The following is a 22,667-nucleotide window of genomic DNA, read 5'->3' on the forward strand; positions in this document are numbered from 1 at the left end:
TTCCTGTCGCGGGAGGCGGGCGGCATCGCCGCCTCGCACCAGGCCGCCAACGTCGGTGAGATCGTCCACGCCCTCGCCCAGCGGGTGGCCACCGACGATCTCCCGGCCGACGTCGACGTGTTGATGCAGCACGTCGACGCCGTCTGGGACCGGCTCAACTTCCGGGTGCAGTGGGCGAGCCTGCGCGAGCACGCCCGCATCCGTGCCGCGCTCGAGCGGTTCGTGGCCTGGCACGCCGCGAGCTCGCGCCGGCTGCTCGGCGTCGAGGTCGCCTTCCGCGCCGACGTCACGTTGGACGACGGTGAGACCGTCACGCTCACCGGTCGGGCCGACCGACTCGAGATCGACCATGAGGGCCGGGTGGTCGTCGTGGACCTGAAGACCGGGCGGGTGCCGCCCAGCGACCGGTCGGTGGAGTCCAACGCCCAGCTGGCGGTCTACCAGCTGGCCGTCGACAACGGCGGTCTCGACGAGGTCGCACCCGGAGCAACCGCCGGTGGCGGCGAGCTCGTGCAGCTCGGCATCGCCGATCTCGCCGCTCCGGTGAAGGTGCAGCGGCAGGAGCCGCACACCGACGACACCGCGGTCCGCGCGGAGCTGCGCCAGCAGCTCGCCGTCGCGGCCCGCCGGCTGCGGGCGGAGTCCCTGCCGGCGGTGTCGGGGGACCACTGCAAGCGCTGCGACTTCCTCAGCCTGTGCCCGATCAAGGGCGCCGGGGCGGTGACCGCATGACCGGCCCGGCGATCCCTCGCGAAATCCGCACGGCCGAGGACCTCCGGGTGGCGATGGGGGAGAAGCACGCCGCCTCGCCCGAGCAATGGGCCGCCATCACGGCGCCGCTGGAGCCCGTGGTCGTCATCGCCGGCGCCGGCTCCGGCAAGACGACCCTGATGGCGGCCCGCGTCGTCTACCTCGTCCTGACCGGCCAGGTCCGGCCCGACGAGGTGCTGGGCCTGACCTTCACCACCAAGGCGACCGCCCAGCTGCGGACCAAGATCCGCACGGCCCTAGCCAACGCCGGCGCGCTGGCCGAGGACCCTGCGACAGGCTCGGGGACCGGTGAGGCCATCGAGCCGACCGTCGCCACCTACAACGCCTACGCCGCCGGTCTGCTCTCCGACCACGGCCTGCGCATCGGCCACGAGCCCGACACCCGCGTGGTCACCGACGCCGCGCGCTACCAGCTCGGCGCCCGGGCGATCGACCGCCACACCGGTCCCGTCATGCTGCTCTCCGACCACCCGCCCACCGTGATCCAGTGGCTGTTGGCTCTCGACAGCTCGCTCAACGAGCACCTGCGCGAGCCCGACGAGGTGCGCGCCCACGACGCGGAGGCGCGCGTCGGCTTCGAGCGCGCGCTGGCCGAGGAGCGCGCCGGCAAGGGCCGCAAGACCTGGCTCGAGCCGGTCGTCAAGGCGATCGAGGCGATCGACCGGCGTGAGGAGCTGCTCCAGCTGGTCGAGACCTACCGCCGGGTCAAGGCCGACCTGCGACTGATGGACTTCTCCGACCAGATCGCGCTCGCCGCGCGGCTGGCGGCGGAGCAGCCGGAGGTGGGCGCCGCGGAGCGGGAGCGCTTCAAGGTCGTGATGCTCGACGAGTACCAGGACACCTCGACGGCCCAGGCGATCATGCTGTCGCGGCTGTTCGGAGGCGGCCACGCGGTGATGGCGGTCGGTGATCCCAACCAGGCGATCTACGGCTGGCGCGGCGCGTCGGTCTCCAACATCCTCGGCTTCGCCGAGACGTTCCCGCGTCGAGACGGTGGCCCCGTGGACCTGTTCCACCTGACCGTCAACCGCCGGTCCGGCAGCGAGATCCTCGCGGTCGCCAACGAGCTCGCCGCGCCGCTGTACGACGCCACGCCGGGTGTGCGGCCGCTGGTGCCCGATCCGCGCAAGGGCGAGGGACGCGTCACCGCACAGGTCTTCGAGCGGCAGGACGACGAGCTCGCCTGGCTGGCGGACGAGGTGAAGGCGGCCCATGCCGCGCTCCCGGAGCCGGCGTGGTCGAGGCTCGCGGTGCTGACGCGTGACAACTCCTCGGCCGAGCGGGTCTTCGACGTGCTGACGGCGGCCGACGTCCCGGTCGAGATCGTCGGTCTGGCGGGACTGCTGCGCCTGCCCGAGGTCGCCGAGATCGTGGCCGTGCTCCACCTGCTCCACGACGTGACGGCCAACGCCGCGCTCCTCACCCTGCTCAACGGGCCACGATGGGCGATCGGTCCCCGCGACCAGAAGCTGCTCGCCGCGCGCGCACAGGAGCTGGCCGGCGGCCGGCGCACCAGCGAGGCCGGCACGGTCGACCAGGCGATGGTGGCGATCGCCGACGGCGTCGACCCGGCCGAGCTGCCGGCGCTCGACGACGCGCTCGCCGATCCCGGCGACCCGGACGACTGGCCCTACTCACCCGAGGCGCGGGAGCGCTTCGCCCTGCTCGCCGGGGAGCTGCGCTACCTCCGCTCGCACGCCGGGGAGCCGTTGCTCGACGTCGTGCGCCGGGTGATCGACACCATCGGCACCGACGTGGAGCTCGCCTCGGCGGTGGGTGCTGCGGCGGCGACACGACGCGACAACGTCGACCTCTTCGTCAAGGCGGTCGCCGACTTTCAGGCGATCGACGGGGACGTGTCGATGGCGGCGCTGCTGGCCTACCTCACCGCCGAAGAGGAGGAGGGCAGCGGGCTGGAGCTCGCGACGCCGTCGGCGGCCGACTCGGTCAAGCTCCTCACGGTCCACCGGTCCAAGGGACTGGAGTGGGCCGAGGTGTTCCTGGTCGGCGTGGGCGAGACGGTGTTCCCGTCCAACCGCACCCGCCCGACCTGGCTGACGACGCCGGCGGTGCTGCCCTCGCGTCTGCGCCGCGACGCCCACGACCTGCCGCACCTCGAGGGCAGCGACAAGGCCGCGATCGACGCCTACCGCGCAGCGGTCAAGGCGCACGAGGCCGCGGAGGAGCTGCGGCTCGGCTACGTCGCCTTCACCCGGGCCGAGGACCGGCTCTCGGTGACGAGCTATCTCTGGTCGCCGCGCAAGACGCCCTTCGGCCCCTCCGCCTACCAGGCGGTCGTGCGCGACCACCTCCAGGCGCGCGGCGAGAGCGTCGAGTGGCTCGAGAAGCCCGACCCGAAGGTCAGCCCGAACCCCTACGCCGCCGTCGACCCCTCGTGCCCGTGGCCCGCGACCGGTCCCGGCCTGGAGGCGCAGCGGCGGCTCGTCGCCGCCGAGCTGGTGGCCAAGGTCGACCCCGACGGCGAGGACGACCTCGACATGATCCAGGCCGCCCGCGTGGCGGAGTGGGACGCCGAGATCGCCCGGCTCGTGGCCGAGGCCCGCGAGGAGAGCGCCGACCGGGTCGTCGTACGCCGGCCCGACAGTCTGTCCGCGACGTCGCTGGCGCGACTGCGCGACGATCCGGAGGGCTTCGCCCGCGAGCTGGCGCGCCCCATGCCCCGACAGCCGTCGCCGGCTGCCCGGTTCGGGACCCGGTTCCACGCCTGGGTGGAGGCGCGGTTCGGGCAGCAGGACCTCTTCGACCCCGACGACCTGCCCGGCCGCGGCGACGCCGGCATCGCCGACGAGGCGGAGCTGCAGGAGATCATCGCGGCCTTCGAGGCGGGCCCGTTCGCGGACCGCGCGCCGTACCGGGTCGAGGCGCCGTTCGTGCTGGTGCTGGCCGGACAGGTGGTGCGGGGCCGGATCGACGCGGTCTACGAGCAGCGGCACGATGACGGCGACGGGTTCCTCCTGGTCGACTGGAAGACCAACCGCTCCGCGACGGCGGACGCGCTGCAGCTGGCGATCTACCGGGTGGCCTGGGCCGAGCTCCACGGCCTGCCGCTCGAGCGGGTGCGCGCGGCGTTCTACTACGTCCGCACCGGCGAGCTCGTCGAGCCGGCCGACCTGCCGGACCGGCCTGCCCTCGAAGCGCTCCTGGCCGCGGGCACCTGACCTCACCAACCGCGACACGCCGGTGAGCCGTTGAGGAGGTCAGGTGCCCGAGCCAGCTGTCCCGGGTCAGGCGCTGGCCCGGGCCGCCTGCTCGAGCCAGGCGGCCACGCCGCGGGCGGCGAACCGGCCGGCGCGGTTGGCGCCGATCGTGGACGCCGACGGCCCGTAGCCGACGAGCTGGACCCGGGGATCGGCCACCGCGGTAGTGCCGTCACGGTCGAGCTGGATGCCGCCGTACGCGCCGCGCAGCCGCAGCGGAGCGAGGTGTGCGACCGCGGGACGGAAGCCGGTCGCCCACACGATCGCCTGAGCCGGCTCGAAACGTCCCGGTGCGCCCTCCCGGGCGTCCCACCGCACCCCGTCGGGCTCGATCCGGTCGAACATCGGTAGCCGGTCGTAGGCACCCAGCGCCTCCGCCGCGCGCTCCTGGGGCCGCAGGGCCAGGCCGGTCACCGAGACGACCGACGCCGGCGGCAGGCCGCGACGCACCCGCTCCTCGACCAGGGCGACCGCCGCCCGTCCGGCCTCCGGGGTGAAGTCGTCGGTGCGCCACACTGGCGGCCGACGGGTCACCCACACGGTGTCGGTCACCAGGGCGATCTCACCGAGCAGCTGCACCGCCGACGCGCCGCCGCCGACCACCACGGTGCGACGGCCGCGGAAGTGCTCGGCCCCGGGGTAGTCGTGGGTGTGCAGCTGCTCGCCGGCGAACTCGGCCATGCCGGGGTAGGACGGGACGTAGGGCCGGGTCCAGGTGCCCGTCGCGTTGACCAGCGTGCGGGTGAGCCAGGAGCGGTCGCCCGCCTGCACGCGCAGCAGGTCGGCACCCGCGGCGTCCAGGGGGGTCGGTCCGGCCGAGACCACCCGGTCGACGCGCACCGGCCGGAGGACCGGCAGCCCGTGCGCGCGCTCGTAGTCGGTGAAGTAGGCCGGCACCGCGACGTTGGCGCGCTCGCCGGACACCGGCAGCCGGTCGGCGTCGGGGAGCTCCGCGATGCCGTGCACGTCCTGCATCGTCAGGGAGTCCCAGCGGTGCTGCCACGCCCCGCCCGGGGCGGCGTCGGCGTCGAGCACGACGTGGTCGATGCCACGGCGCCGCAGGTGGTAGGACGCCGACAGCCCGGCCTGGCCGGCCCCGATCACCACGCTGTCCAGCACCGGCTCCTCGCTCGTCACGACGGTTCCAACGCCCGGGCGGGTGCGCGTATGCCTGGCGCGATGCCTAGGTTGGTCACGTGCATGTGCACCAGCAGCTCTCCGACGGCGCCCACGACCGGGCCGGCGCCCGGCGCACCGACGACGCCTGGGTCGCCGAGCGCTGGCGCGACCGGGGCTCGCGCGTCCTGGTGGTGGCCGGGAACCTGGTGCAGCCCACCGAGGGCGGCGGCGTCCGCTGGATCGCGCCGAGCGAGGCGCCCGACGGCCTGCGGCTGCTGCTCGGCGAGCGGGACGGGCGGACGTGGTTCGCCGTCGTCGTCCCCGTCGAGCACGCGGGGGAGGGGTGGCTTCCGCTGCGCGGTGTGCTGACCGGCCTGGCGGAGTCGGCCGGTCGCGAGGCGCCGCTCGTGCTGCACGCCCTCGGCCTCGCCGAGTGGCTGCGCGCGACGAGGTTCTGCCCCCGCTGCGGCGGCCGGCTGGTGCCGCGGGCGTCCGGCCACGAGCTGGCCTGCGCCGAGGGGCACGTGCAGTTCCCCCGCACGGACCCGGCCGTGATCATGCTCGTCACCGACGGCGAGCCGGGCAGCGCCCAGGAGCGCTGCCTGCTGGGTCGGCAGGCCGTGTGGCCGCCGGGTCGCTTCTCGACACTGGCCGGCTTCTGCGAGCCGGGGGAGTCGCTGGAGGACGCCGTACGCCGCGAGGTCGCGGAGGAGACCGGTGTCCGGGTCGGCGAGGTGACCTACGTCGGCAACCAGCCGTGGCCGTTGCCGGCGAGCCTCATGCTGGGCTTCACCGGTCGCGCGGAGACCACCGACATCACCGTCGACGTCGACGAGATCGAGGACGCGCGGTGGTTCACCCGCGAGGACCTGCGCGCGGGCGCCGAGGCGGGCGAGCTGGTGCTGCCCGGCGGGGTCTCGATCAGCCGGTCCCTGATCGAGGGGTGGTACGGCGGCCCGCTGCCCGGCTCGTGGTGATCAGCCTGCGAGCTCCTCGAGCTCGACCAGCTTCGCCTTGACCTGCAGCACCGACGGGTTCGTGTGCGCGGAGCCGTCGGCGTAGACCAGCGTCGGCACGGTCTGGTTGCCGTTGTTGACCGCCTCGACGATGCGTGCGGCCTCGGGGACCTGCTCGATGTCCACGATGTCGTAGCCGATGCCCTCGCGGTCCAGCTGCCCCTTCAGGCGCTGGCAGTAACCGCACCAGGGGGTGGTGTACATCGTGAGTCGGGCGTTGGTCATCACATCTCCTCTGCGCTGGGCGGGGACGTTCGGTGCGGACGTCCACGTCTTCAACCACCACCTCAACCACCAGGTGGCCGCGGGGATTCCGCAGGTGGCTCAGTCGGTCGGGCTCGGCCCCGGAGGTGCGCCGAGCAGCCCCTCGAGCGTCGTGACCAGCCGCTGCGGCGGGTAGGTCACCGGATCGTCGAGGACGAGCCGGGCGAACTCCTCGGTCGTCGTCATCACCAGGTGGGCCAGGATCTCGGCGTCCAGGTCACGGCCGGTGTGCTCGAGGCCGCTCTGGATCGCGTCGGCGAGGTAGGCGCGGATGAGCATGCGGGTCGACTCGATCCGCTCCCGCACCACGGCAGGTGCGTCGCGGGTCAGTCCCAGGACGGGGCGCCACACGTCGGGCTCGCGCTGCACGACCTCCAGCAGGCCTGTCATCGCCGCGAGGATCCACGGTGCGACGTCGGCGCCGACCTCGTCGCGGGGGAAGAGATCCAGCGCCGAGCCGAGCGCGCGCTGCTGCGTGCGGTCGAGCAGCGCGTCGAGGAGCGCGTCCAGGCCGGCGTACGCGCTGTAGACCACCGGCCTGCTGACGCCGGCTTCACGGGCGATCGCCTCGATGGAGACCTTCCCGTAGCCGTCGCGTGCGATCACGTGGAGGGCGGCGTCGAGTAGGCGCTCGCGGCGCTCCTCGAGCGGCAGCCGCGGCGCGTACCGACGCTTCACGGGTCCCGGCGTCGCGCTGCTCACGCGACGACAATATGACAATGGTGTAGGTTTCCGAACCTACACAGGTGTAGGAAATGAGAGGTGCAGAGGATGCTGGGGATGTCGACGCCGCTGGGAATGCTGGGGATCAAGTCGCGCAAGGAGCTGGCGGCGCAGTTCGAGCCGGCCGCCGACTACGGGTTCTTCGGGCCCGACTCGGTCACCTGGAAGGTGTGGAGCCACCCCACCTCCTACATCCTGGGCTTCGCCCGCGCGGTCACCATCGAGCACTTCGACCCCAACCTCGCTGCCGCCGTGGTCCAGTCCGGCGGCGTGAAGTACCGCCCCAGCACCCGGTACGGCCGCACGCTGCGCTACTTCGGCATGGTCGCATTCGGTGCCTCGGAGGAGACCGCGCGCGCCGCCGACGTGCTGGTGAAGGTGCACTCCAAGGCGATCGGTCACGACCCGGTCACCGGGGGCGAGTACGACGCCAACAAGCCGGACTCCCAGCTGTGGATCCACATCACGGCCTGGCACTCGATCCTGAAGTGCTACGAGGAGTTCGGGCCCGGCAAGCTGACGCCGGAGGAGGAGGACCGGTACTGGGCGGAGTGCGCTCGCGCGGCCGAGCTCACGACCGCCGACGTGGCGAAGGTGCCGCGCACCCGCGCGGAGGTGCACGCCTACTTCGAGGAGTGGCGCCCGCGGCTGGCCGGCTCGGAGGCCGCGCAGGACATGATCAACTTCATCCTGCCGCTCCAGGTCGCGCTGCCCGCCGACATGCCGGAGCTGCGCAAGCTGGCCTTCCTGCCGGCCACCTGGCTGATGCGCAAGGCGATCATCTCGACCTACCCGCAGCACCTGCGCGCCCTCGCGGGGCTGCACCAGGGCCCGCTCACCGACCTCGCCGTGAAGGTCCCGGTCCGGGCGCTCCACCTGCTGCTGGCCAGCAACATGCAGGCGCGGCTGGCCCTGATGAACCTGCTCGCGCCGCAGGCGGTTCCGGTCGCCGCGCCGGCGATGCTCGGCGTCGAGCCGCTGAACCCGGTCACCACGACGCCGCGCGAGGCGCAGGCGCGACTCGGCCTCGACGTGCCGTCCGAGGCGCACCCGGAGATGCGGGCCAAGCAGCGCAGGCGGGTGTTCGCCGAGGGCCGGTCGCCGAGCGACGAGGGACTCACCGAGTCGCAGCAGTTCATCGGCTCCATGGACGTCCACAACCCGGCGTACGTCGGCCTCTGACCGTCTCGGTGCCGGGGCGGTCGGCTGTCGGAGCCGCCGTCTAGGGTGACGGCGTGCCGGATCCCTCCTCGCTTCTCGCCGCCCTCGACCCCGAGCAACGCCGGGTCGCGGAGGCGCTGCGCGGCCCGGTGCGGGTGCTCGCCGGTGCGGGCACCGGCAAGACCCGCGCGATCACCCACCGCATCGCCTACGGCGTGGCCACCGGCGTCTACGCCCCGACGGAGATCCTGGCGGTCACCTTCACCACCCGGGCCGCCGGCGAGATGCGACAGCGGCTGCGGGCGATGGGCGCCGGGGCCGTGCAAGCGCGCACCTTCCACTCGGCGGCGCTGCGACAGCTGCGCTACTTCTGGCCCCACGTCCACGGCACCGAGCTGCCGACGCTCGTCGAGTCCAAGCTCGGACTGCTCGCCAGCGCTGCCCGGCGACACCGGCTCTCGGCCGACCAGGCACTGCTGCGCGACCTCGCCTCCGAGGTCGAGTGGGCGAAGGTCAGCAACGTCCACCCCGACGTCTACGCCAAGGTCGCGCAGGCGCGTGGCCGCCAGGTCGGCTCCCTCGACGTCGAGACCGTCGCCCGCGTCTTCGGCAGCTACGAGGAGGTCAAGCGCGGCCAGGGCCGGATGGACATGGAGGACGTCCTGCTGCTGACCGCCGGACTGCTGGCCGAGGACGAGCGGGTCGCCGCCCAGGTGCGTCGGCAGTACAAGTGGTTCGTCGTCGACGAGTTCCAAGACGTCTCGCCGCTGCAGTCCGCGCTGCTCGACCTGTGGCTCGGCGGCCGCGACGAGATCTGCGTGGTCGGCGACCCTGCCCAGACGATCTACTCCTTCGCGGGTGCCGACGCGGCCTACCTCCGCGACTTCCCGCAGAAGTTCCCCGGCACGGCGTCGGTCGAGCTGGTGCGCAACTACCGCTCGACGCCCCAGGTGGTGACCGCCGCCAACGCTCTGCTGAGCGGCACGGAGAGCCGCAGCGTCGAGTTGCGGGCGCAGCGCGAGGCCGGCCCGGAGGTGCGGTTCAGCCCGCACCCCGACGAGGTGGCCGAGGCCGAGGCGGTCGCCGCCCGCATCGCCGCGCTCCACGCGTCGGGCCGGCCGTACTCCGAGATCGCGGTCCTGTTCCGCATCAACGCCCAGTCGGAGACGTTCGAGGAGGCGCTCGGCGCGGCCGGCCTTCCGTACGTCGTCCGCGGCGCCGCTCGCTTCTTCGACCGCCCCGAGGTCCGCGAGGCGGTCACCCGGCTGCGGGGCGCGGCCCGCTCAGGGCAGGGCGAGGACCTGTTGGAGACCGTGCACGGCATCCTGGCCGGCATGGGCTGGACCTCCCGACCGCCGGAGGGCCGCGGGCAGACCCGCGACCGGTGGGAGTCCTGGCAGGCCCTGATCGACCTGGCCAACGGCTTCGCCGAGAGCGGGGGAGAGGCCGGCACGTTGAGCGGCTTCGTCGACGACCTCGACCGCCGCGCCGCCGAGCAGCACGCGCCGGTCGCCGACGGCGTCACCCTGGCCACCTTCCACGCCGCCAAGGGCCTGGAGTGGGACTCGGTCTTCCTGTGCGGCCTGCAGGACGGCACGATGCCGTTCTCCTACTCCCTGGAGTCACCGGCCGCGATCGAGGAGGAGCGCCGGCTGCTCTACGTCGGCGTCACCCGGGCCCGCATCGACCTCCACCTCAGCTGGGCGCTGGCGCGGCAGCCCGGACAGCGGGCCAGCCGCAAGCCGTCGCGGTTCCTGGACCCGCTGCTCCCCGAGGACGCGCGCGCCGCCGCCGAGCGACGCACGACCCGCAACCGCGGTGCCCGGATGTGCAAGGGCTGTGGCCGACCGCTCGGCACCAGCACCGAGAAGACCCGGGGCCGGCACGAGGACTGCCCGGCGCCGTACGACGAGGCGCTCTTCGAGCGACTGCGCACCTGGCGACGGGAGCGGGCCGCGACGGCTGGCGTCCCGGCGTTCGTGATCTTCTCCGACGCCACGCTGGAGGCCATCGCCGAGCGACGGCCCGGCTCCCTGCCGGAGCTGCTGAAGGTCCACGGCGTGGGGCGCGCCAAGCTCGACGACTACGGCGCCGACGTGCTTGCGGTGCTCGCTGAAAGCACCTGAGCGACCGCCCGCGGAGCCGCTGGCAGAAAATCATCGAGAAATAGTCATTAAATGGTTTGCTCCTTACCGGCAACCACCGATAGGTTCCTCTAGCAAGTAAAAAGCCCCCGCGCACCATGGACCCGACAACTCCAGCGCACGACTCACCGAAGGAGGTGGCCCCAGTGATGAACACGAACCTGATTCCGATGACGGCAGCACGCCCGTCGTACGTCGGCATGCCCACGGGCCACCACGCCTTCGTTGCGCCGAAGGCTGCTTGTGCCTGGCCGCTGGCGACGCTCGTCGTCCCGACGTCCGACCGTGCCCGGAAGCTCGTCCTTACCCAGGGTGAGGTGGCTTTCCAGGCCGGCATCGACGCCGCCAACGGCACCACCCGAGAGGGACAGGGAACCAACCCCTGGAGTCCACCGACTGTCTAAGCAGACATCGGCAGCCTCCAGGCCGCGGAACCCGAACCCGGGATCCGCGGCCTTTTTGTTTCCCAAGCCGGCCGCAGGCGGATCCCAAGCGCATCACCGCACCATCGAACACAACGCGATCAGGAAACGAATGAGGAGGTGAAGGATGACCACCAGTGTCCTCGAGCGCGCCGACCAGGCGCTCGACGCTGGGCTGGTGTCGGGTCTGGGAGATCTCCACGACACGGCCAGCAAGGTCGACGACGAGCTGCTGCCGTGCCGGGCGAACAACCCGGAGCTGTGGTTCGCCGAGTCGCCGAGCGACGTGGAGTACGCCAAGGCGCTGTGCCAGGGCTGCCCCGTGCAGTCCCTGTGCCTGGACGGCGCACTCGCCCGGCGCGAGCCGTGGGGCGTCTGGGGAGGCGAGCTGTTCCTGCAGGGAGCAGTGATCCCCCGCAAGCGTCCGCGCGGCCGCCCGCGGAAGAACCAGCCCGCCGCCTGACCCCACGAGCAACCAGACCCATGTTCCACACGACCGAGACCACCAGGAGTACCGAGATGAACCTCATGAACGAGGACCTGGCGCGCGCGCAGATGGCCGCGCGCCTGGGAGAGGCGCACCAGTTGCGGAAGGGCCACCAGCTGGCCCGGGCCCGCCGACTCAGCCGCAAGGCCGAGGAGGCGGCGCAGCAGGCGCGTCTGGCTCTCGCCCGCGCCCTGTGACCAGACGTGGGGCCGGCAGTCGTCGCTGCCCACCCCACCTCCTCACCCTGATCGCGGGTGTGAAGAACGGCCCGTCCGGGCTCCCCTCACCGGGGAGTCCCGGGCGGGCCGTTCCGCATGTCGGCGCTGTGCCTACCATCGGAGCGTGGCATCGGACGATCCCGTCACCTGCGACTTCTGCGGCCGGCAGGAGACCGACCCGGCTCGCGCGCTGACCTGGACCACCGCGGTCGAGCACGGCGTTCGCAAGACCTTTTGCGCCGCCTGCTCCCGTGAGCACCTGCGCGCGATGGAGGGCAAGCTCGACTCCGAGTGGTGGTGACGCCGCGGCGCTGCTCCGGTCATACGCCGGTCACTGGGCAGCGACGGCGTCCCAGGCGCAGCCGCAGTGCGGGTGCCGCCGCCAGGACACGAGCTCCGGGACGCCCGCACGCAGGCTGAGCGTGGCCGACCAGACCGCCGGCGCGTCGCCGTCGACGAAGGCCACCGTCTGTTGGGCGGCCAGCGCCAGCGCCGCGATGCGTGCCACGGGATCCAGCAGCGCCGGCGAGACCGGCGGCTGCTGGGCCAGCACGACTCCCCGCCGCGGGTCGCGCTCGGCGAGCGTCGCGTCGACACAGCGCAGGCACGCCGTCAGGCCTGGGACGACCAGCGGTCCGACCGTCCAGCCCGTCGGCGAGCCGGCCACCACCAGGTGCGGTCGTCCGTGGCGCAGCAGCTCGTCGGCCCGGGGCCGGGGTGCCGGCCCGGCGGAGAGCAGCATCGTCAGCGTCGGCTCATCGCTCGCCTGACCCGAGACCGCGGCGAGGCCGGACTCGCGCAGCAGGGCCTCGAAGGGCTCCGTCAGCGCTGACGGTCCGTCCAGCCGCAGCAGGGACCGCGCACGGCGGGAGAGTCGCTCCCGGGCGTCCTGACCGTGTCGGGCGGCCAGGCGGGTCTCGAGCGCGCTCGCGGGCCGGGGCACGAGGAGCCCGGCGCTGTCGAGCCGGTCCAAGGCGCGACGCGACGGCAGGTCCGCCGGCGGCTGCCAGGGGAGCGCCGGGTCGGCGAGCACCGCCAGCAGCCGGCGTACCTCCGCGGTGTCGGGCACGACGGTGCACAGCGGCTCGTCGAGGCCGACCTGCAGGTGGGCGTCGTCGCGCCGGACAGCCTGCCAGCCGGGACGCAGAACGGGTCGCTGGACGGGCTGCTGGACGGGCGGGGACGAGTCGGAGGCGGCCATGACCGCAGCGTCACACGGCCGCCCGCACCGGGCCGGGCCCCATCCACAGGGCAGAGACGACTCGACCCCCGGGCCACGCGGGCCCGGGGGTCGACAGTCTTCGTTCGGCGCTGCTCCTGAGTGATCAGGCCTTGCCGAGGATGCGGTTGAGGTTGGTCCCGCAGACCGGGCAGACGGCCTTGGCCATCTTGGTGCCCTTGTCGTTGACCTTGATCTCGCCCGTGGCCTCGCGCTTCTCCTTGCACTTCACGCAGTAGAACTCACCGCTCCAGGTCTCCGCCATGACGGCCTCCTTGCCTTTGTCTCACGTTGGTCGTCGACGGGGAACTTTGGGGAAGCCCGCCGGTCACCCATGCGGCGGTCTTGCCGCGTGGGCCGCCTCGACCTTACGGCACAGCAGGCGTGAAGCCACGCGTACCCCCGCACGCGTGATCTTCGGCGTGTCGCGCTGGCGGGGCCGCGGGAGCCCGCTGCAGCCATCAGGGGGACATGAGGAGACCCCCGGTGCCTGGATCGTCCTTCGCCTTCCCCTTGCCAAGGACGTCCGGCGGCGCCGGGGGTCTCGTCTGCGCAGAAACCTAGGAGGGCGGCCGGAGCCGGGTCAACGGGCCTGATCCTCAGCCTGTGGAGAGACCTGTGGACGAGGTTGTGAAGAAGCGCGCAAGCCAGTGGAGGAACCGGGCTGCGCCTGGGAGAACCGGTGTGGAGATGGGATCGCTCCTGCCGACGTACGCGGCCGTGACCTGCGGGAACGTGGTTCCACCGGGTGTGGAGGAAAATTTCTCGCCCTCCGGACGGCGACACGCCGGGGAGGATCCGCGGCTGGCGGCGGCTGGGATGCTGGCCGGGTGACCCAGCAACCCCAGCGACAGCCGTACGCCGCCGGACCGGTCGCCGCACTGCGCCGGATCGCCTTCCTGCTCGAGCGCGGTCGCGAGGACAGCTACAAGGTCAAGGCATTCCGCGCCGCGGCCGCGGCCCTGCTGCCGATGAGCGACGAGGAGGTCCAGACCGCTGTGGCGGCCGGCACGCTGACGACGCTGCCGGGCATCGGTGCCAGCACGGCCGCGGTCATCGAGCAGGCGGCGGCCGGCGAGATCCCCGACCGGCTGGCCCGCCTCGAGGAGCAGTACGGCGGCGAGCTGACGACCGGCGGCAGCGAGCTGCGACAGGCGCTGCGCGGCGACCTGCACTCCCACTCGGACTGGTCCGACGGCGGGTCGCCGATCGAGGAGATGACGTTCACCGCGATGGAGCTGGGCCACGAGTACCTCGTGCTGACCGACCACTCGCCGCGCCTGAAGGTCGCGCGGGGGCTGAGCGCCGAGCGGCTCGCCAAGCAGCTGGGGGTCATCGACGCGCTCAACGAGCACCTCGGCGGTCCGTTCACGCTGCTCAAGGGCATCGAGGTCGACATCCTCGACGACGGGTCGCTGGACCAGACCAGCGAGATGCTGGCGCGGCTCGACGTACGGGTCGCCAGCGTGCACTCCAAGCTCGCCATGGAGAAGGCGGCCATGACCCGGCGGATGATCGCGGCCGTGCGCCACCCGTTCACCAACGTGCTCGGGCACTGCACGGGCCGGCTGGTGACGGGCAGCCGCGGCACCCGCGTGGGCAGCCAGTTCGACGCGAAGGCGGTCTTCGAGGCCTGCGCGGAGGAGGGCGTCGCCGTCGAGATCAACTCCCGGCCCGAGCGGCGCGACCCGCCCACGAAGCTGCTGGAGCTGGCCCGCGACATCGGCTGCCTGTTCTCCATCGACTCCGACGCGCACGCGCCCGGCCAGCTCGACTTCCAGATCTACGGCTGCGAGCGGGCCGAGGCGGCCGGCATCGACCCGGACCGGATCGTCAACACCTGGCCGAAGGACCGGCTGCTGGCCTGGTCGCACGGGTAGGGTCCAGGCCATGGCGGGAGCGGGGGCGACGCGCGGGCAGAGCGGTGACGCGGCGAGCGCGTCCGTCACGAGCCCGCGACCCGAGGTCGAGGTGCGGCGCAGCAAGCGGCGCCGGCGTACCGTGTCCGCCTATCGCGACGGCGAGCGCATCATCGTCCTCATCCCGGCCACGATGAGCCGCCGCGAGGAGGCGGAGTGGGTCGAGGCGATGATCCTCCGGCTCGAGAAGGCCGAGCGACGCCGCAAGCCCACCGACGACGAGCTGCTCAAGCGGGCGCTCGGCCTCAGTGACCGCTACTTCGGCGGCATGGCGATCCCCGAGTCGGTGCGGTGGGTCGACAACCAGAACTCCCGTTGGGGGTCGTGCACGCCCGGTGACCGCTCGATCCGGCTCTCTGCCCGGCTGCAGGGCATGCCGTCGTGGGTGGTCGACTACGTGCTGGTGCACGAGCTGGCGCACCTGTTCGAGCCGAACCACAACGACCGGTTCTGGAGCTGGGTGGACCGCTACCCGCAGGCCGAGCGGGCCAAGGGCTACCTGCTGGGCTGGTCGGCCGCTGCCAAGCTCGAGCCGCCGCCCGGCGAGCTGCCGGACGCCGAGGTCGACTGAGCCAGCCGCTCGCGGGCCAGCGCGACGAGCTCGAGGAGGTCGGCGTCCGGGTCGGGGAGCGCGTCGGCGGGCCACCAGCGGACGTCGAGGGACTCCTCGCTCACCAGATGTACGGCGGCCGGCGGAGCGACCGCGAGGAACCGCACGTCGAGGTGGTGCACGAGCAGCCCGTCGTCGACGCCGCCGCAGAACGGCACCGCGTGCTCGGAGAGCTGCACGGGCACCTGGTCGAGCGCGAGCCCGGCCAGTCCCGACTCCTCGGTCGCCTCCCGGGTCGCGGCGGCGAGCAGGGAGCCGTCGGAGGGCTCCAGGTGGCCGCCGAACTGGAACCAGCGGTTCGCCTTCGCGTGCAGCGTGAGCAGCACCTGGGACCCGTCGGCGCTCATCACGAGCGTCGACGCGGTGAGATGGTCGGGCCGGCACGACCGGAACACGCCGTCGGCGTGGTCGGCCAGGTGCGCGACGTACCGCTCCCGCAGCGCGTCCTGCGCGGGCGTCGGCGCGCGCCACGCCGTGAGGACGGCGAGCGCGTCGGAGTGGAGCGTCACTCCCGCGGCTCGTCGGTGGCGGACCCGTCCTCACCCGACAGCAGCTTGCGCAGCTCGGCGTCGAACGTGTCCTCGTCGAGCGCCTCGGGCGCCTCGGCGCCCTCCCGGAAGCCGAGCGGGTCGTCCAGGTCGGCGGCGGTGGGCAGCAGCGCCGGCGACATCCAGACACCGTCCCGCGCCTCCGCGCCCTGCCGGGCCCGCAGCGAGCCCCACAGCGTGGCGGCGTCGCGGAGCCGGCGCGGCCGCAGCTCCAGGCCGACCAGGGTGGCAAAGGTCTGCTCGGCCGGACCGCCGGTGGCGCGCCGGCGTCGGAACGCCTCCTGCAGCTTCGTGGCGGCCGGCATCCGCTCCCTGGTGGCCTCGGACACGATCTCGTCGACCCAGCCCTCGACCAGCGCGAGCACGACCTCGAGCCGCTCCAGCGCCGCCTTCTGGGTGGGGGAGGGCTCGACCTCGAACAGGCCACCCTCCTCGAAGAGGCGCTGCAGCGAGGCGGGGTCGCCGGGGTCGATGCCGCGCATCTGCTCCTCGATGCGCTGCTGCATGCCACCGAGGTCGAGCTCCACGCCGCGGGCGTAGTCGGTCACGGCGCCGATGACGTGGTCGCGCAGCCACGGCACGCCGGCGAACAGCCGCTGGTGGGCGGCCTCGCGCAGCGCGAGATAGAGCAGCACGTCGTCCTCGGTCACGTCGGGCAGTCCCGCGGCGAACGCCGCGACGTTGGTGGGCAGCAGCGCGGCGCGACCGGGGGCGGCCAGCGGGACGCCGATGTCGGAGCCGCTCAGCACCTCGCCGGCCAGCGTGCCGAGGCCGGTGCCGGTCTGGTTGGCCAGCAGCGCGCCCAGCGCCTTCCCGAGGAAGCCGACCATCGGGCCGGCGATCGCTCGCATCTCCTCGGGGAACTGGCTGCTCAGCGTGCCGACGGAGGTGTTGGCGACCGGCCCCACCAGCACCTTCCACGTCTCGACGGTCTGCACCAGCCACTCGGCGCGGCTCCACGCGTCCGCGGTCACGACGCCGGAGGGGAAGGAGGTGGTCCCGTCGATCCAGTGGTCGGCGAGACGTACGGCGTCCGCGACCGCGTCCTTCTGTCGCTGCGTCACCGACGGGTCGGGACCGGCCGCCGCCACGGTCTTGCGGGCCACGTCGAGGGCGACGTCCCAGTTGAGCGGGCCGTCGTAGGGCTGCATCAGCGACTGCATCTGGGAGAACAGGGCCGACAGGTCCGGCATGCCGCCGCCCACGCCACCGCCCATGGTGCCGCCCATGCCGCCGCCCAGGTTGAGGCCGTTGAAGAGGGCCTCGAACGGGGTGCCCTTGAACGGGTTGTCGCCGGAGCCGCCAGGGAGATCTGCCATGACCCCAACGGTACGCGCCACGCCCTAGGCTGGCGGAGTGACTCACTCCGCGGTGCGGCTCGCAGCGATCCGTGACACCCCGCTCGACATCGACGAGGTGGTCAAGGCGCTCGACGACGACTCCTCGGGCGGCCTCACCCTCTTCGTCGGCCGCGTGCGCGACCACGACGGCGGCAAGGGGGTGACCGGGCTGACCTACGACGCCCATCCCTCGGCCCTGCAGCGGCTGGAGGACGTCTGCGCCCGGGTCGCCGAGGAGTTCGGGGTCAACGCGGTCGCCGCCGTCCACCGGGTCGGCGACCTCGGGATCGGCGACGTCGCGGTCGTGGTGGCCGCCGCGTCGGGTCACCGCGGTGAGGCGTTCACCGCGTCCCGCGCGCTCATCGACACCCTCAAGGCCGAGGTGCCGATCTGGAAGCACCAGCGGTTCGCCGACGGCACCGAGGAGTGGGTCGGCGCGCCGTGACGGGGTCCGCGGACCGGCGCGCCTAGCCTGGGTGGCGTGGAGATCCTGCTGTGGCTCGCGCCCGCCGCCGTCGTGACGGTCGTCGCGATGCTGTGGGTGGGCTGGCTGGGTCGGGAGGGTCGCGGCACGGTCGACCGGGAGGCCGCCGTACGCCGGATGGGCGAGGCGCTGCAGCGCGATCGCCGACCCGTGCGGTACGCCGCACCCCGCCCCGAGCGGGACCGCTCCACCGGGATCGCGGTGCGCCCGTCTCGGCGTCGTTGAGCGGTGGATCGGCCGGCCGCCGTCCGCGTGGGACGGTCCTGGGTCGGCGGCTTGATGGCTGATGAGAAGGTTGCGCCATGACGAGCGCCCCCTCGCGCCCCTCGCAGCGCGCCCTGGCCGGCATGATCGCCGCGCCACTGGTGCTGGCGCTGCTCGTGGCCGCCTGGGTGGTCCCGCTGCCCTACGTCGTCTACCGGCCCGGTCTGACCGTCGACGTGCTCGGCACCATCGGTGAGGAGCCGGTCGTCGAGGTGAGCGGCCGGCCGGCGTACGACGACGGCGGCGAGCTGCGCATGACCACGGTCTCGGTCACCCGGCCCGACGCCGACGTCACGCTGCCCGAGCTGCTCGGGGCGTGGGCCAGCGGCGAGGACGCGGTCTACCCCTGGGACGCGGTCTACGAGCGCGGCACCACGAACGAGGCGAACCGTGAGCAGGGCGCGGTCCAGATGGCCTCCTCGCAGGACGTCGCCACCGCCGTCGCGCTCGAGGAGATGGGGCAGACCGTCCCGGCCGTCGTGCGCATCGCCGGTGTCGAGGAGGGTCTGCCCGCCGACGGCGTGCTCGAGGAGGGCGACCTCGTCCTGACCGTGGCCGGCGAGAGGGTGACCGACACCGCCGCCGCCGTCGAGCGGATCCGGGCCACCCCCGAGGGCGGGTCGGTCGAGCTGGGCATCCGCCGCGACGGCAAGGAGCGCACCGTGAGCCTCACGCCGGTGCGCACCGAGGGGACGCCGCGGATCGGCGCGACGGTGGCCCAGGACTACGACTTCCCGGTCGACGTCACGATCAACGTCGACCCCGACATCGGTGGGCCGAGCGCGGGGCTGATGTTCTCGCTGGCCATCTACGACCTGCTGACGCCGGGGTCGCTGACCGGTGGCCGGCCGATCGCCGGCACCGGTGAGCTGGGCCCGGACGGCGCCGTGGGGCCGATCGGCGGCATCCAGCAGAAGATCGCCGGAGCCGCGCGCGACGGCGCCACGCTCTTCCTGGTGCCGGCCGCCAACTGCGCCGACGCCCTGGGTGCCGCGCACAGCGACGACCTGCGACTGGTGCGGGTGACCACCATGCACAGCGCCGTCGAGGCCCTCGACACCTGGACCGAGGACCCCGAGGCCGCACTGCCGAGCTGCGAGAGGGACGCGTCATGACCGAGGAGCCGCACGAGATGCCCGAGGTCGACCTCGGCGAGGTGGGGCAGCTGGGCGACATCGACCCGGCGCTGGCGACCGCCGTGCTGGAGCTCGAGGCGCACGCCGCCGAGGCAGGCTGGGACCAGCCGGCGCGGCTCTACGCCCTGGTGGACACCGCCGAGCTGCTCGCCGCCGAGCCCGCGCTGGCCGACCTGATGGGTCTGGACGCCGCCACCGCGGCCGGCACCCTCACCCCGGTCGAGCAGGAGCCGCTGGCCGGCGAGCTCGAGGAGCAGCTGCAGGCCATCGCCTGGCCGGCCGACGTGGCCGGCTGCGCGGCCGTCGTCGAACGGCTGGTCCTGCCGCCCGACGCCGACGCGGCGATCCCGGACGACCCCGCGGCCGCCGCCGCGTTCGCCCGGCAGCACCCCGACCGCCAGGAGGTGCGCATCGTCGCCGGCGCGACGCGCGCCGGGGCGACGTACTGTGCCCTTCGGCTGCGCGCGCACGACGACGCCGCCTCCGTGGTGGGTGGCGCCGACGTGGTGCCGGCGCTGCTGGACCTGCTGCGTGCGACGTTGGAGCTCCAGGAGGAGACCGCGGAGCAGACCGAGGAGGAGACAGAGTGAGCGAGCTGTTCGAGGACGACCCGCGCGCGGTGCCCCCGCCGCGTGGCTCGAGCGGGCGCGCCCGGGCGCTGATCGCGACCGGCGTCATCCTGGTGCTGGCGTTCTTCCTGCTGACGACGTTCGCGACGCTGTGGACCGACCGGCTCTGGTACGCCGACCTCGGCTTCGGCGGCGTGTTCACCAAGCTCTTCTGGATCCGCACGGCGCTCTTCCTCGGCTTCGGCGCCGTCATGGGCGTGGTCGTCGCGGTCTCGATGCTGGTCGCCTACCGGTCCCGGCCGATGTTCCACGCCACCTCCGCCGAGGCCGCGCTGGAGCGCTACCGCGACGCGGTCACGCCCATCCGGGTGTGGCTGCTGGTCGGCGTCTCGGTCATCGCCGGCATCTTCGCCGGTACGTCGGCCACCGGCCACTGGCGCAGCTTCCTGCTGTGGCGCAACGGCGGTGACTTCGGCCGCGAGGACCCCTACTTCGGGCGCGACATCGGCTTCTACGTCTTCGACCTGCCGTGGTTCCACTACCTCGTCAACTTCGTGATGGCCGCCGCCGTGGTGGCGCTGCTGGCCGCCACGGTCGTCCACTACCTCTTCGGCGGGATCCGCCTGCAGGCCTCGCGCGACAAGCTGTCGGGCGCCGCGCAGGTGCACCTGTCGGTGCTGCTCGGGGTCTTCGTGCTGGCCAAGGCGGCCGACTACTGGCTGGACCGGTTCGACCTGGTCCACAGCGAGTCGCCGCTGATGACCGGCCTGGGCTACACCGACGAGCACGCCGTCCTGCCCGCGAAGGCGATCCTGGCCGGCATCGCGGTGATCTGTGCCGTGCTGTTCCTGGTCAACATCTGGCGCCGTACCTGGCTGCTGCCCTCGGTCGGCTTGGCGCTGCTGGTCATCTCCGCGGTGCTGCTGGGTCTGATCTGGCCGGCGATCGTGCAGGGCTTCCAGGTCAAGCCGTCGCCGGACAAGGAGAAGCCCTACCTGGCGAAGAACATCGACTCGACCCGCGAGGCCTATGCCATCGACGACGAGCACGTCACGGTCGAGAACTACACCGTCCCCGCTAGCGCCACCGCGTCCCAGGCCGCCGCGCTCGACGCCGAGGCGGCCTCCGCGCCGCTGGTCGACCCGGAGAAGGTGCACCGGCTCTTCGAGGAGAGCCAGCAGGCGCGCGGCTACTACACCGTCGCCGACGTCCTCGACGTGGACCACTACGACATCCAGGGCAAGGAGCGCGCGCTGGTCATGGGCGTGCGCGAGCTCGACGTCAGCGGCATCGAGCAGAGCGACCAGACCTGGAACAACCTGCACACCGTCTACACCCACGGCAGCGGCGTGATCGCGGCCTACGCCAACCATCGCGGCCTCGACGACGCCCGGGAGAGCCCCGAGATCCAGTGGGCGCAGGGCATCCAGACCACCCAGAACGACCTGGTCCAGCACGGCCCCGGTGACTTCGAGGAGCGGGTCTACTTCGGCGAGAAGAGCCCGTCGTACTCCGTCGTCGGCCGGCCCGACGGCGCTGCCCCGGTCGAGCTCGACCTGGACCGGCGCGGAGCCGAGGACGGCGAGGAGGACGAGCCCACCACGGAGTACGACGGCCAGGGCGGTGTCGCGATCGGCTCGACGTGGCGCCGGCTGCTCTACGCCATCAAGTTCGGCTCGACGAACTTCCTGCTCGCCGAGCGCGTCAACGAGAACTCCGAGGTCATCTACAACCGTCATCCCAAGGAGCGGATCGAGAAGGTCGCCCCCTGGCTGACGCTCGACGACGACCCGTACCCCGTCGTCGTCGACGGACGGATCAAGTGGGTGGTCGACGGCTACACCACCACCGACCGCTACCCCGGATCGGAGCGGGAGTCGTTCGAGACGATGACCGACGACGCGCTGCAGCAGGACACCGCCCTGCGGACGCTGCCGACCGACGAGATCAACTACATGCGCAACGCGGTGAAGGCGACCGTCGACGCGTACGACGGCACCGTGACGCTCTACGCCTGGGACGAGACCGACCCGATCCTGCAGGCGTGGCGCAAGGCGTTCCCCGGCACCGTCGAGCCCCGGTCGGAGATCCCCGAGTCGCTGATGGGCCACCTGCGCTACCCCGAGGACATGTTCAAGGTGCAGCGCTACCAGCTGGCGAAGTACCACGTCACCGACGTCGACGAGTTCATGCCCGGCTCGGAGTGGTGGAAGGTCCCGGAGGACCCGAACTCCACCGCGGGACATCTGCTGCCGCCGTACCGGATGTTCGTCGACGAGCCGGTCTCCGACGACGCCGCGGCGCAGAGCCGGGAGGTGTGGGCGATCACCTCGACCTTCGTGCCGAACCGGCGCAACAACCTCGCGGCGGTGATGACGGTCAACTCCGACCCGACCACGGAGAACTACGGCAAGATCCGGGTGCTGGAGCGCCAGGACGAGCAGACCCAGGGCCCCGGCCAGGTGGTCAGCGAGTTCAAGAACAACTCCGAGATCGCCAACGCGCTGCTCGCCTTCCGCGGCACCAACGGCGCGCTCTCCTACGGCAACCTGCTGACGGTGCCGACCACGTCGCATGGGCTGATGTACATCGAGCCGGTCTACGCCCAACAGGTCAGCGGCTCGTCGTTCCCGGTGCTGGCCTACGTGCTGGTCTCCTACGGCGGCAACGTCGGCTACGGCCGGACGCTGAGCGAGGCGGTCGCGAGCGCGCTGGAGGGCGGCACCGAGCCCGGTGGCGCCCCCACGACGCCACCGACGGCCGCCCCGTCGCCGAGCCCGTCCGGCTCACCGAGCCCCACGCCCACGGCGCCCTCGGGCGGCGGCACTCCGCAGGAGCTGCTCAACGAGGCGCAGCAGCTCTTCGAGAGGGCCGACGCGGCCGGCCGCTCCGGCGACTTCGCCGAGCGTGAGCGGCTCCTGGAGCTGGCGCGCGACAAGGTCGCCGAGGCGCTCGGTCAGCTGGAGCAGTAGCCCGAGCCGCGTCCTCCGGTGGTCGAGCCGCCGAGCCGCGTTCTTCGGTGGTCGCCCCGCGTT

23 protein-coding genes are annotated in these 22,667 nt (G+C 72.8%); 16 read left to right on the forward strand and 7 right to left on the reverse strand.

Annotated features, from left to right (window positions below):
• Window positions 1-732: RecB family exonuclease (locus VGE38_RS11420; protein WP_331142667.1), on the forward strand; the 732-nt coding region annotated here is incomplete at its 5' end.
• Window positions 729-3,950 carry an ATP-dependent helicase gene (locus VGE38_RS11425; RefSeq protein WP_331142668.1) on the forward strand — a complete coding sequence of 1,074 codons (3,222 nt, stop codon included), beginning with the start codon at window positions 729-731 and terminating at the stop codon, window positions 3,948-3,950. The genes VGE38_RS11420 and VGE38_RS11425, both read left to right, overlap by 4 nt.
• A gap of 66 nt (window positions 3,951-4,016) precedes the next feature.
• Here the strand turns inward: VGE38_RS11425 and VGE38_RS11430 are convergent, their stop codons facing one another.
• Window positions 4,017-5,126: an FAD-dependent oxidoreductase gene (locus VGE38_RS11430; protein WP_331142669.1), complete on the reverse strand. Its 1,110-nt coding sequence runs from the start codon at window positions 5,124-5,126 to the stop codon at window positions 4,017-4,019.
• Between the two features lie 59 nt (window positions 5,127-5,185).
• On the opposite strand from VGE38_RS11430, the gene nudC reads away from it, so the two are divergent.
• On the forward strand, window positions 5,186-6,085 hold the full coding sequence (gene nudC, locus VGE38_RS11435) for an NAD(+) diphosphatase (protein WP_331142670.1): 900 nt from the start codon (window positions 5,186-5,188) through the stop codon (window positions 6,083-6,085).
• On the opposite strand, the gene VGE38_RS11440 is transcribed toward nudC, so the two are convergent.
• Entirely contained in the window at window positions 6,086-6,349 is a 264-nt protein-coding gene (locus VGE38_RS11440; protein ID WP_331142671.1) for a mycoredoxin, read from the reverse strand. It lies immediately after the preceding gene.
• 99 nt (window positions 6,350-6,448) lie between these two features.
• Entirely contained in the window at window positions 6,449-7,090 is a 642-nt protein-coding gene (locus VGE38_RS11445) for a TetR/AcrR family transcriptional regulator (RefSeq protein ID WP_331142672.1), read from the reverse strand.
• Between the two features lie 78 nt (window positions 7,091-7,168).
• Here VGE38_RS11445 and VGE38_RS11450 point away from each other — a divergent pair, with 78 nt between their 5' ends.
• From VGE38_RS11450 to VGE38_RS11475, 6 genes are all read left to right on the forward strand, one after another.
• Window positions 7,169-8,293: an oxygenase MpaB family protein gene (locus tag VGE38_RS11450; protein ID WP_331142673.1), complete on the forward strand. Its 1,125-nt coding sequence runs from the start codon at window positions 7,169-7,171 to the stop codon at window positions 8,291-8,293.
• Between the two features lie 53 nt (window positions 8,294-8,346).
• A complete protein-coding gene (locus VGE38_RS11455) occupies window positions 8,347-10,398 on the forward strand; it encodes an ATP-dependent helicase (RefSeq protein ID WP_331142674.1) in 2,052 nt (683 codons plus the stop codon).
• A gap of 167 nt (window positions 10,399-10,565) precedes the next feature.
• Window positions 10,566-10,820, forward strand: a complete 255-nt coding sequence (locus VGE38_RS11460; protein ID WP_331142675.1) for a hypothetical protein — start codon at window positions 10,566-10,568, stop codon at window positions 10,818-10,820.
• Between the two features lie 145 nt (window positions 10,821-10,965).
• On the forward strand, window positions 10,966-11,301 hold the full coding sequence (locus VGE38_RS11465; protein ID WP_331142676.1) for a WhiB family transcriptional regulator: 336 nt from the start codon (window positions 10,966-10,968) through the stop codon (window positions 11,299-11,301).
• Window positions 11,205-11,522 carry a putative WhiB-interacting protein gene (locus VGE38_RS17585; RefSeq protein WP_524538549.1) on the forward strand — a complete coding sequence of 106 codons (318 nt, stop codon included), beginning with the start codon at window positions 11,205-11,207 and terminating at the stop codon, window positions 11,520-11,522. The genes VGE38_RS11465 and VGE38_RS17585 overlap by 97 nt, the downstream gene beginning before the upstream one ends.
• Before the next feature lie 145 nt (window positions 11,523-11,667).
• Complete coding sequence (locus VGE38_RS11475) at window positions 11,668-11,844, forward strand: hypothetical protein (RefSeq protein ID WP_331142678.1); 177 nt, start codon at window positions 11,668-11,670, stop codon at window positions 11,842-11,844.
• A 30-nt stretch (window positions 11,845-11,874) separates the two neighbouring features.
• Here VGE38_RS11475 and VGE38_RS11480 read toward each other — a convergent pair whose 3' ends face one another.
• Together VGE38_RS11480 and VGE38_RS11485 are read right to left on the reverse strand one after the other, a co-directional pair.
• On the reverse strand, window positions 11,875-12,744 hold the full coding sequence (locus VGE38_RS11480; protein ID WP_331142679.1) for a hypothetical protein: 870 nt from the start codon (window positions 12,742-12,744) through the stop codon (window positions 11,875-11,877).
• 124 nt (window positions 12,745-12,868) lie between these two features.
• Entirely contained in the window at window positions 12,869-13,027 is a 159-nt protein-coding gene (locus tag VGE38_RS11485; protein ID WP_331142680.1) for a DUF5679 domain-containing protein, read from the reverse strand.
• Between the two features lie 565 nt (window positions 13,028-13,592).
• On the opposite strand from VGE38_RS11485, the gene VGE38_RS11490 reads away from it, so the two are divergent.
• Entirely contained in the window at window positions 13,593-14,642 is a 1,050-nt protein-coding gene (locus tag VGE38_RS11490) for a PHP domain-containing protein (protein WP_331142681.1), read from the forward strand.
• A gap of 10 nt (window positions 14,643-14,652) precedes the next feature.
• On the forward strand, window positions 14,653-15,252 hold the full coding sequence (locus VGE38_RS11495) for a M48 metallopeptidase family protein (RefSeq protein ID WP_331142682.1): 600 nt from the start codon (window positions 14,653-14,655) through the stop codon (window positions 15,250-15,252).
• Here VGE38_RS11495 and VGE38_RS11500 read toward each other — a convergent pair.
• Complete coding sequence (locus VGE38_RS11500; RefSeq protein ID WP_331142683.1) at window positions 15,177-15,800, reverse strand: NUDIX hydrolase; 624 nt, start codon at window positions 15,798-15,800, stop codon at window positions 15,177-15,179. The genes VGE38_RS11495 and VGE38_RS11500 overlap by 76 nt on opposite strands.
• Window positions 15,797-17,158 (reverse strand): zinc-dependent metalloprotease, encoded by a 1,362-nt coding sequence (locus VGE38_RS11505; RefSeq protein ID WP_331142684.1) that lies wholly within the window; start codon window positions 17,156-17,158, stop codon window positions 15,797-15,799. Before VGE38_RS11505 ends, VGE38_RS11500 begins: the two co-directional genes overlap by 4 nt.
• Window positions 17,159-17,195: 37 nt before the next feature.
• On the opposite strand from VGE38_RS11505, the gene VGE38_RS11510 reads away from it, so the two are divergent.
• The 5 genes from VGE38_RS11510 to VGE38_RS11530 all read left to right on the forward strand — a co-directional run bounded on the left by VGE38_RS11510 (window position 17,196) and on the right by VGE38_RS11530 (window position 22,604).
• Window positions 17,196-17,624, forward strand: a complete 429-nt coding sequence (locus tag VGE38_RS11510; RefSeq protein ID WP_331142685.1) for a molybdenum cofactor biosynthesis protein MoaE — start codon at window positions 17,196-17,198, stop codon at window positions 17,622-17,624.
• A gap of 36 nt (window positions 17,625-17,660) precedes the next feature.
• On the forward strand, window positions 17,661-17,888 hold the full coding sequence (locus VGE38_RS11515) for a hypothetical protein (protein ID WP_331142686.1): 228 nt from the start codon (window positions 17,661-17,663) through the stop codon (window positions 17,886-17,888).
• 77 nt (window positions 17,889-17,965) lie between these two features.
• Window positions 17,966-19,042, forward strand: a complete 1,077-nt coding sequence (locus VGE38_RS11520; protein WP_331142687.1) for a YlbL family protein — start codon at window positions 17,966-17,968, stop codon at window positions 19,040-19,042.
• Complete coding sequence (locus VGE38_RS11525; RefSeq protein WP_331142688.1) at window positions 19,039-19,653, forward strand: PPA1309 family protein; 615 nt, start codon at window positions 19,039-19,041, stop codon at window positions 19,651-19,653. The genes VGE38_RS11520 and VGE38_RS11525 overlap by 4 nt, the downstream gene beginning before the upstream one ends.
• On the forward strand, window positions 19,650-22,604 hold the full coding sequence (locus VGE38_RS11530; RefSeq protein WP_331142689.1) for a UPF0182 family membrane protein: 2,955 nt from the start codon (window positions 19,650-19,652) through the stop codon (window positions 22,602-22,604). Before VGE38_RS11525 ends, VGE38_RS11530 begins: the two co-directional genes overlap by 4 nt.
• Window positions 22,605-22,667 lie beyond the last annotated feature (63 nt).

The sequence above is a fragment of the Nocardioides sp. genome (genome assembly GCF_036405735.1).
In the GTDB taxonomy this organism is placed as follows: domain Bacteria; phylum Actinomycetota; class Actinomycetes; order Propionibacteriales; family Nocardioidaceae; genus Nocardioides.

Excerpts from the sequence above, each read along its gene's own strand:
- VGE38_RS11425 (WP_331142668.1), top strand. The coding sequence starts at position 729 with ATGACCGGCCCGGCGATCCCTCGCGAAATCCGCACGGCCGAGGACCTC.
- VGE38_RS11440 (WP_331142671.1), bottom strand. The coding sequence starts at position 6,349 with ATGACCAACGCCCGACTCACGATGTACACCACCCCCTGGTGCGGTTAC.
- VGE38_RS11450 (WP_331142673.1), top strand. The coding sequence starts at position 7,169 with ATGTCGACGCCGCTGGGAATGCTGGGGATCAAGTCGCGCAAGGAGCTG.
- VGE38_RS11460 (WP_331142675.1), top strand. The coding sequence starts at position 10,566 with ATGAACACGAACCTGATTCCGATGACGGCAGCACGCCCGTCGTACGTC.
- VGE38_RS11465 (WP_331142676.1), top strand. The coding sequence starts at position 10,966 with ATGACCACCAGTGTCCTCGAGCGCGCCGACCAGGCGCTCGACGCTGGG.
- VGE38_RS11480 (WP_331142679.1), bottom strand. The coding sequence starts at position 12,744 with ATGGCCGCCTCCGACTCGTCCCCGCCCGTCCAGCAGCCCGTCCAGCGA.
- VGE38_RS11485 (WP_331142680.1), bottom strand. The coding sequence starts at position 13,027 with ATGGCGGAGACCTGGAGCGGTGAGTTCTACTGCGTGAAGTGCAAGGAG.
- VGE38_RS11495 (WP_331142682.1), top strand. The coding sequence starts at position 14,653 with ATGGCGGGAGCGGGGGCGACGCGCGGGCAGAGCGGTGACGCGGCGAGC.
- VGE38_RS11505 (WP_331142684.1), bottom strand. The coding sequence starts at position 17,158 with ATGGCAGATCTCCCTGGCGGCTCCGGCGACAACCCGTTCAAGGGCACC.
- VGE38_RS11520 (WP_331142687.1), top strand. The coding sequence starts at position 17,966 with ATGACGAGCGCCCCCTCGCGCCCCTCGCAGCGCGCCCTGGCCGGCATG.
- VGE38_RS11525 (WP_331142688.1), top strand. The coding sequence starts at position 19,039 with ATGACCGAGGAGCCGCACGAGATGCCCGAGGTCGACCTCGGCGAGGTG.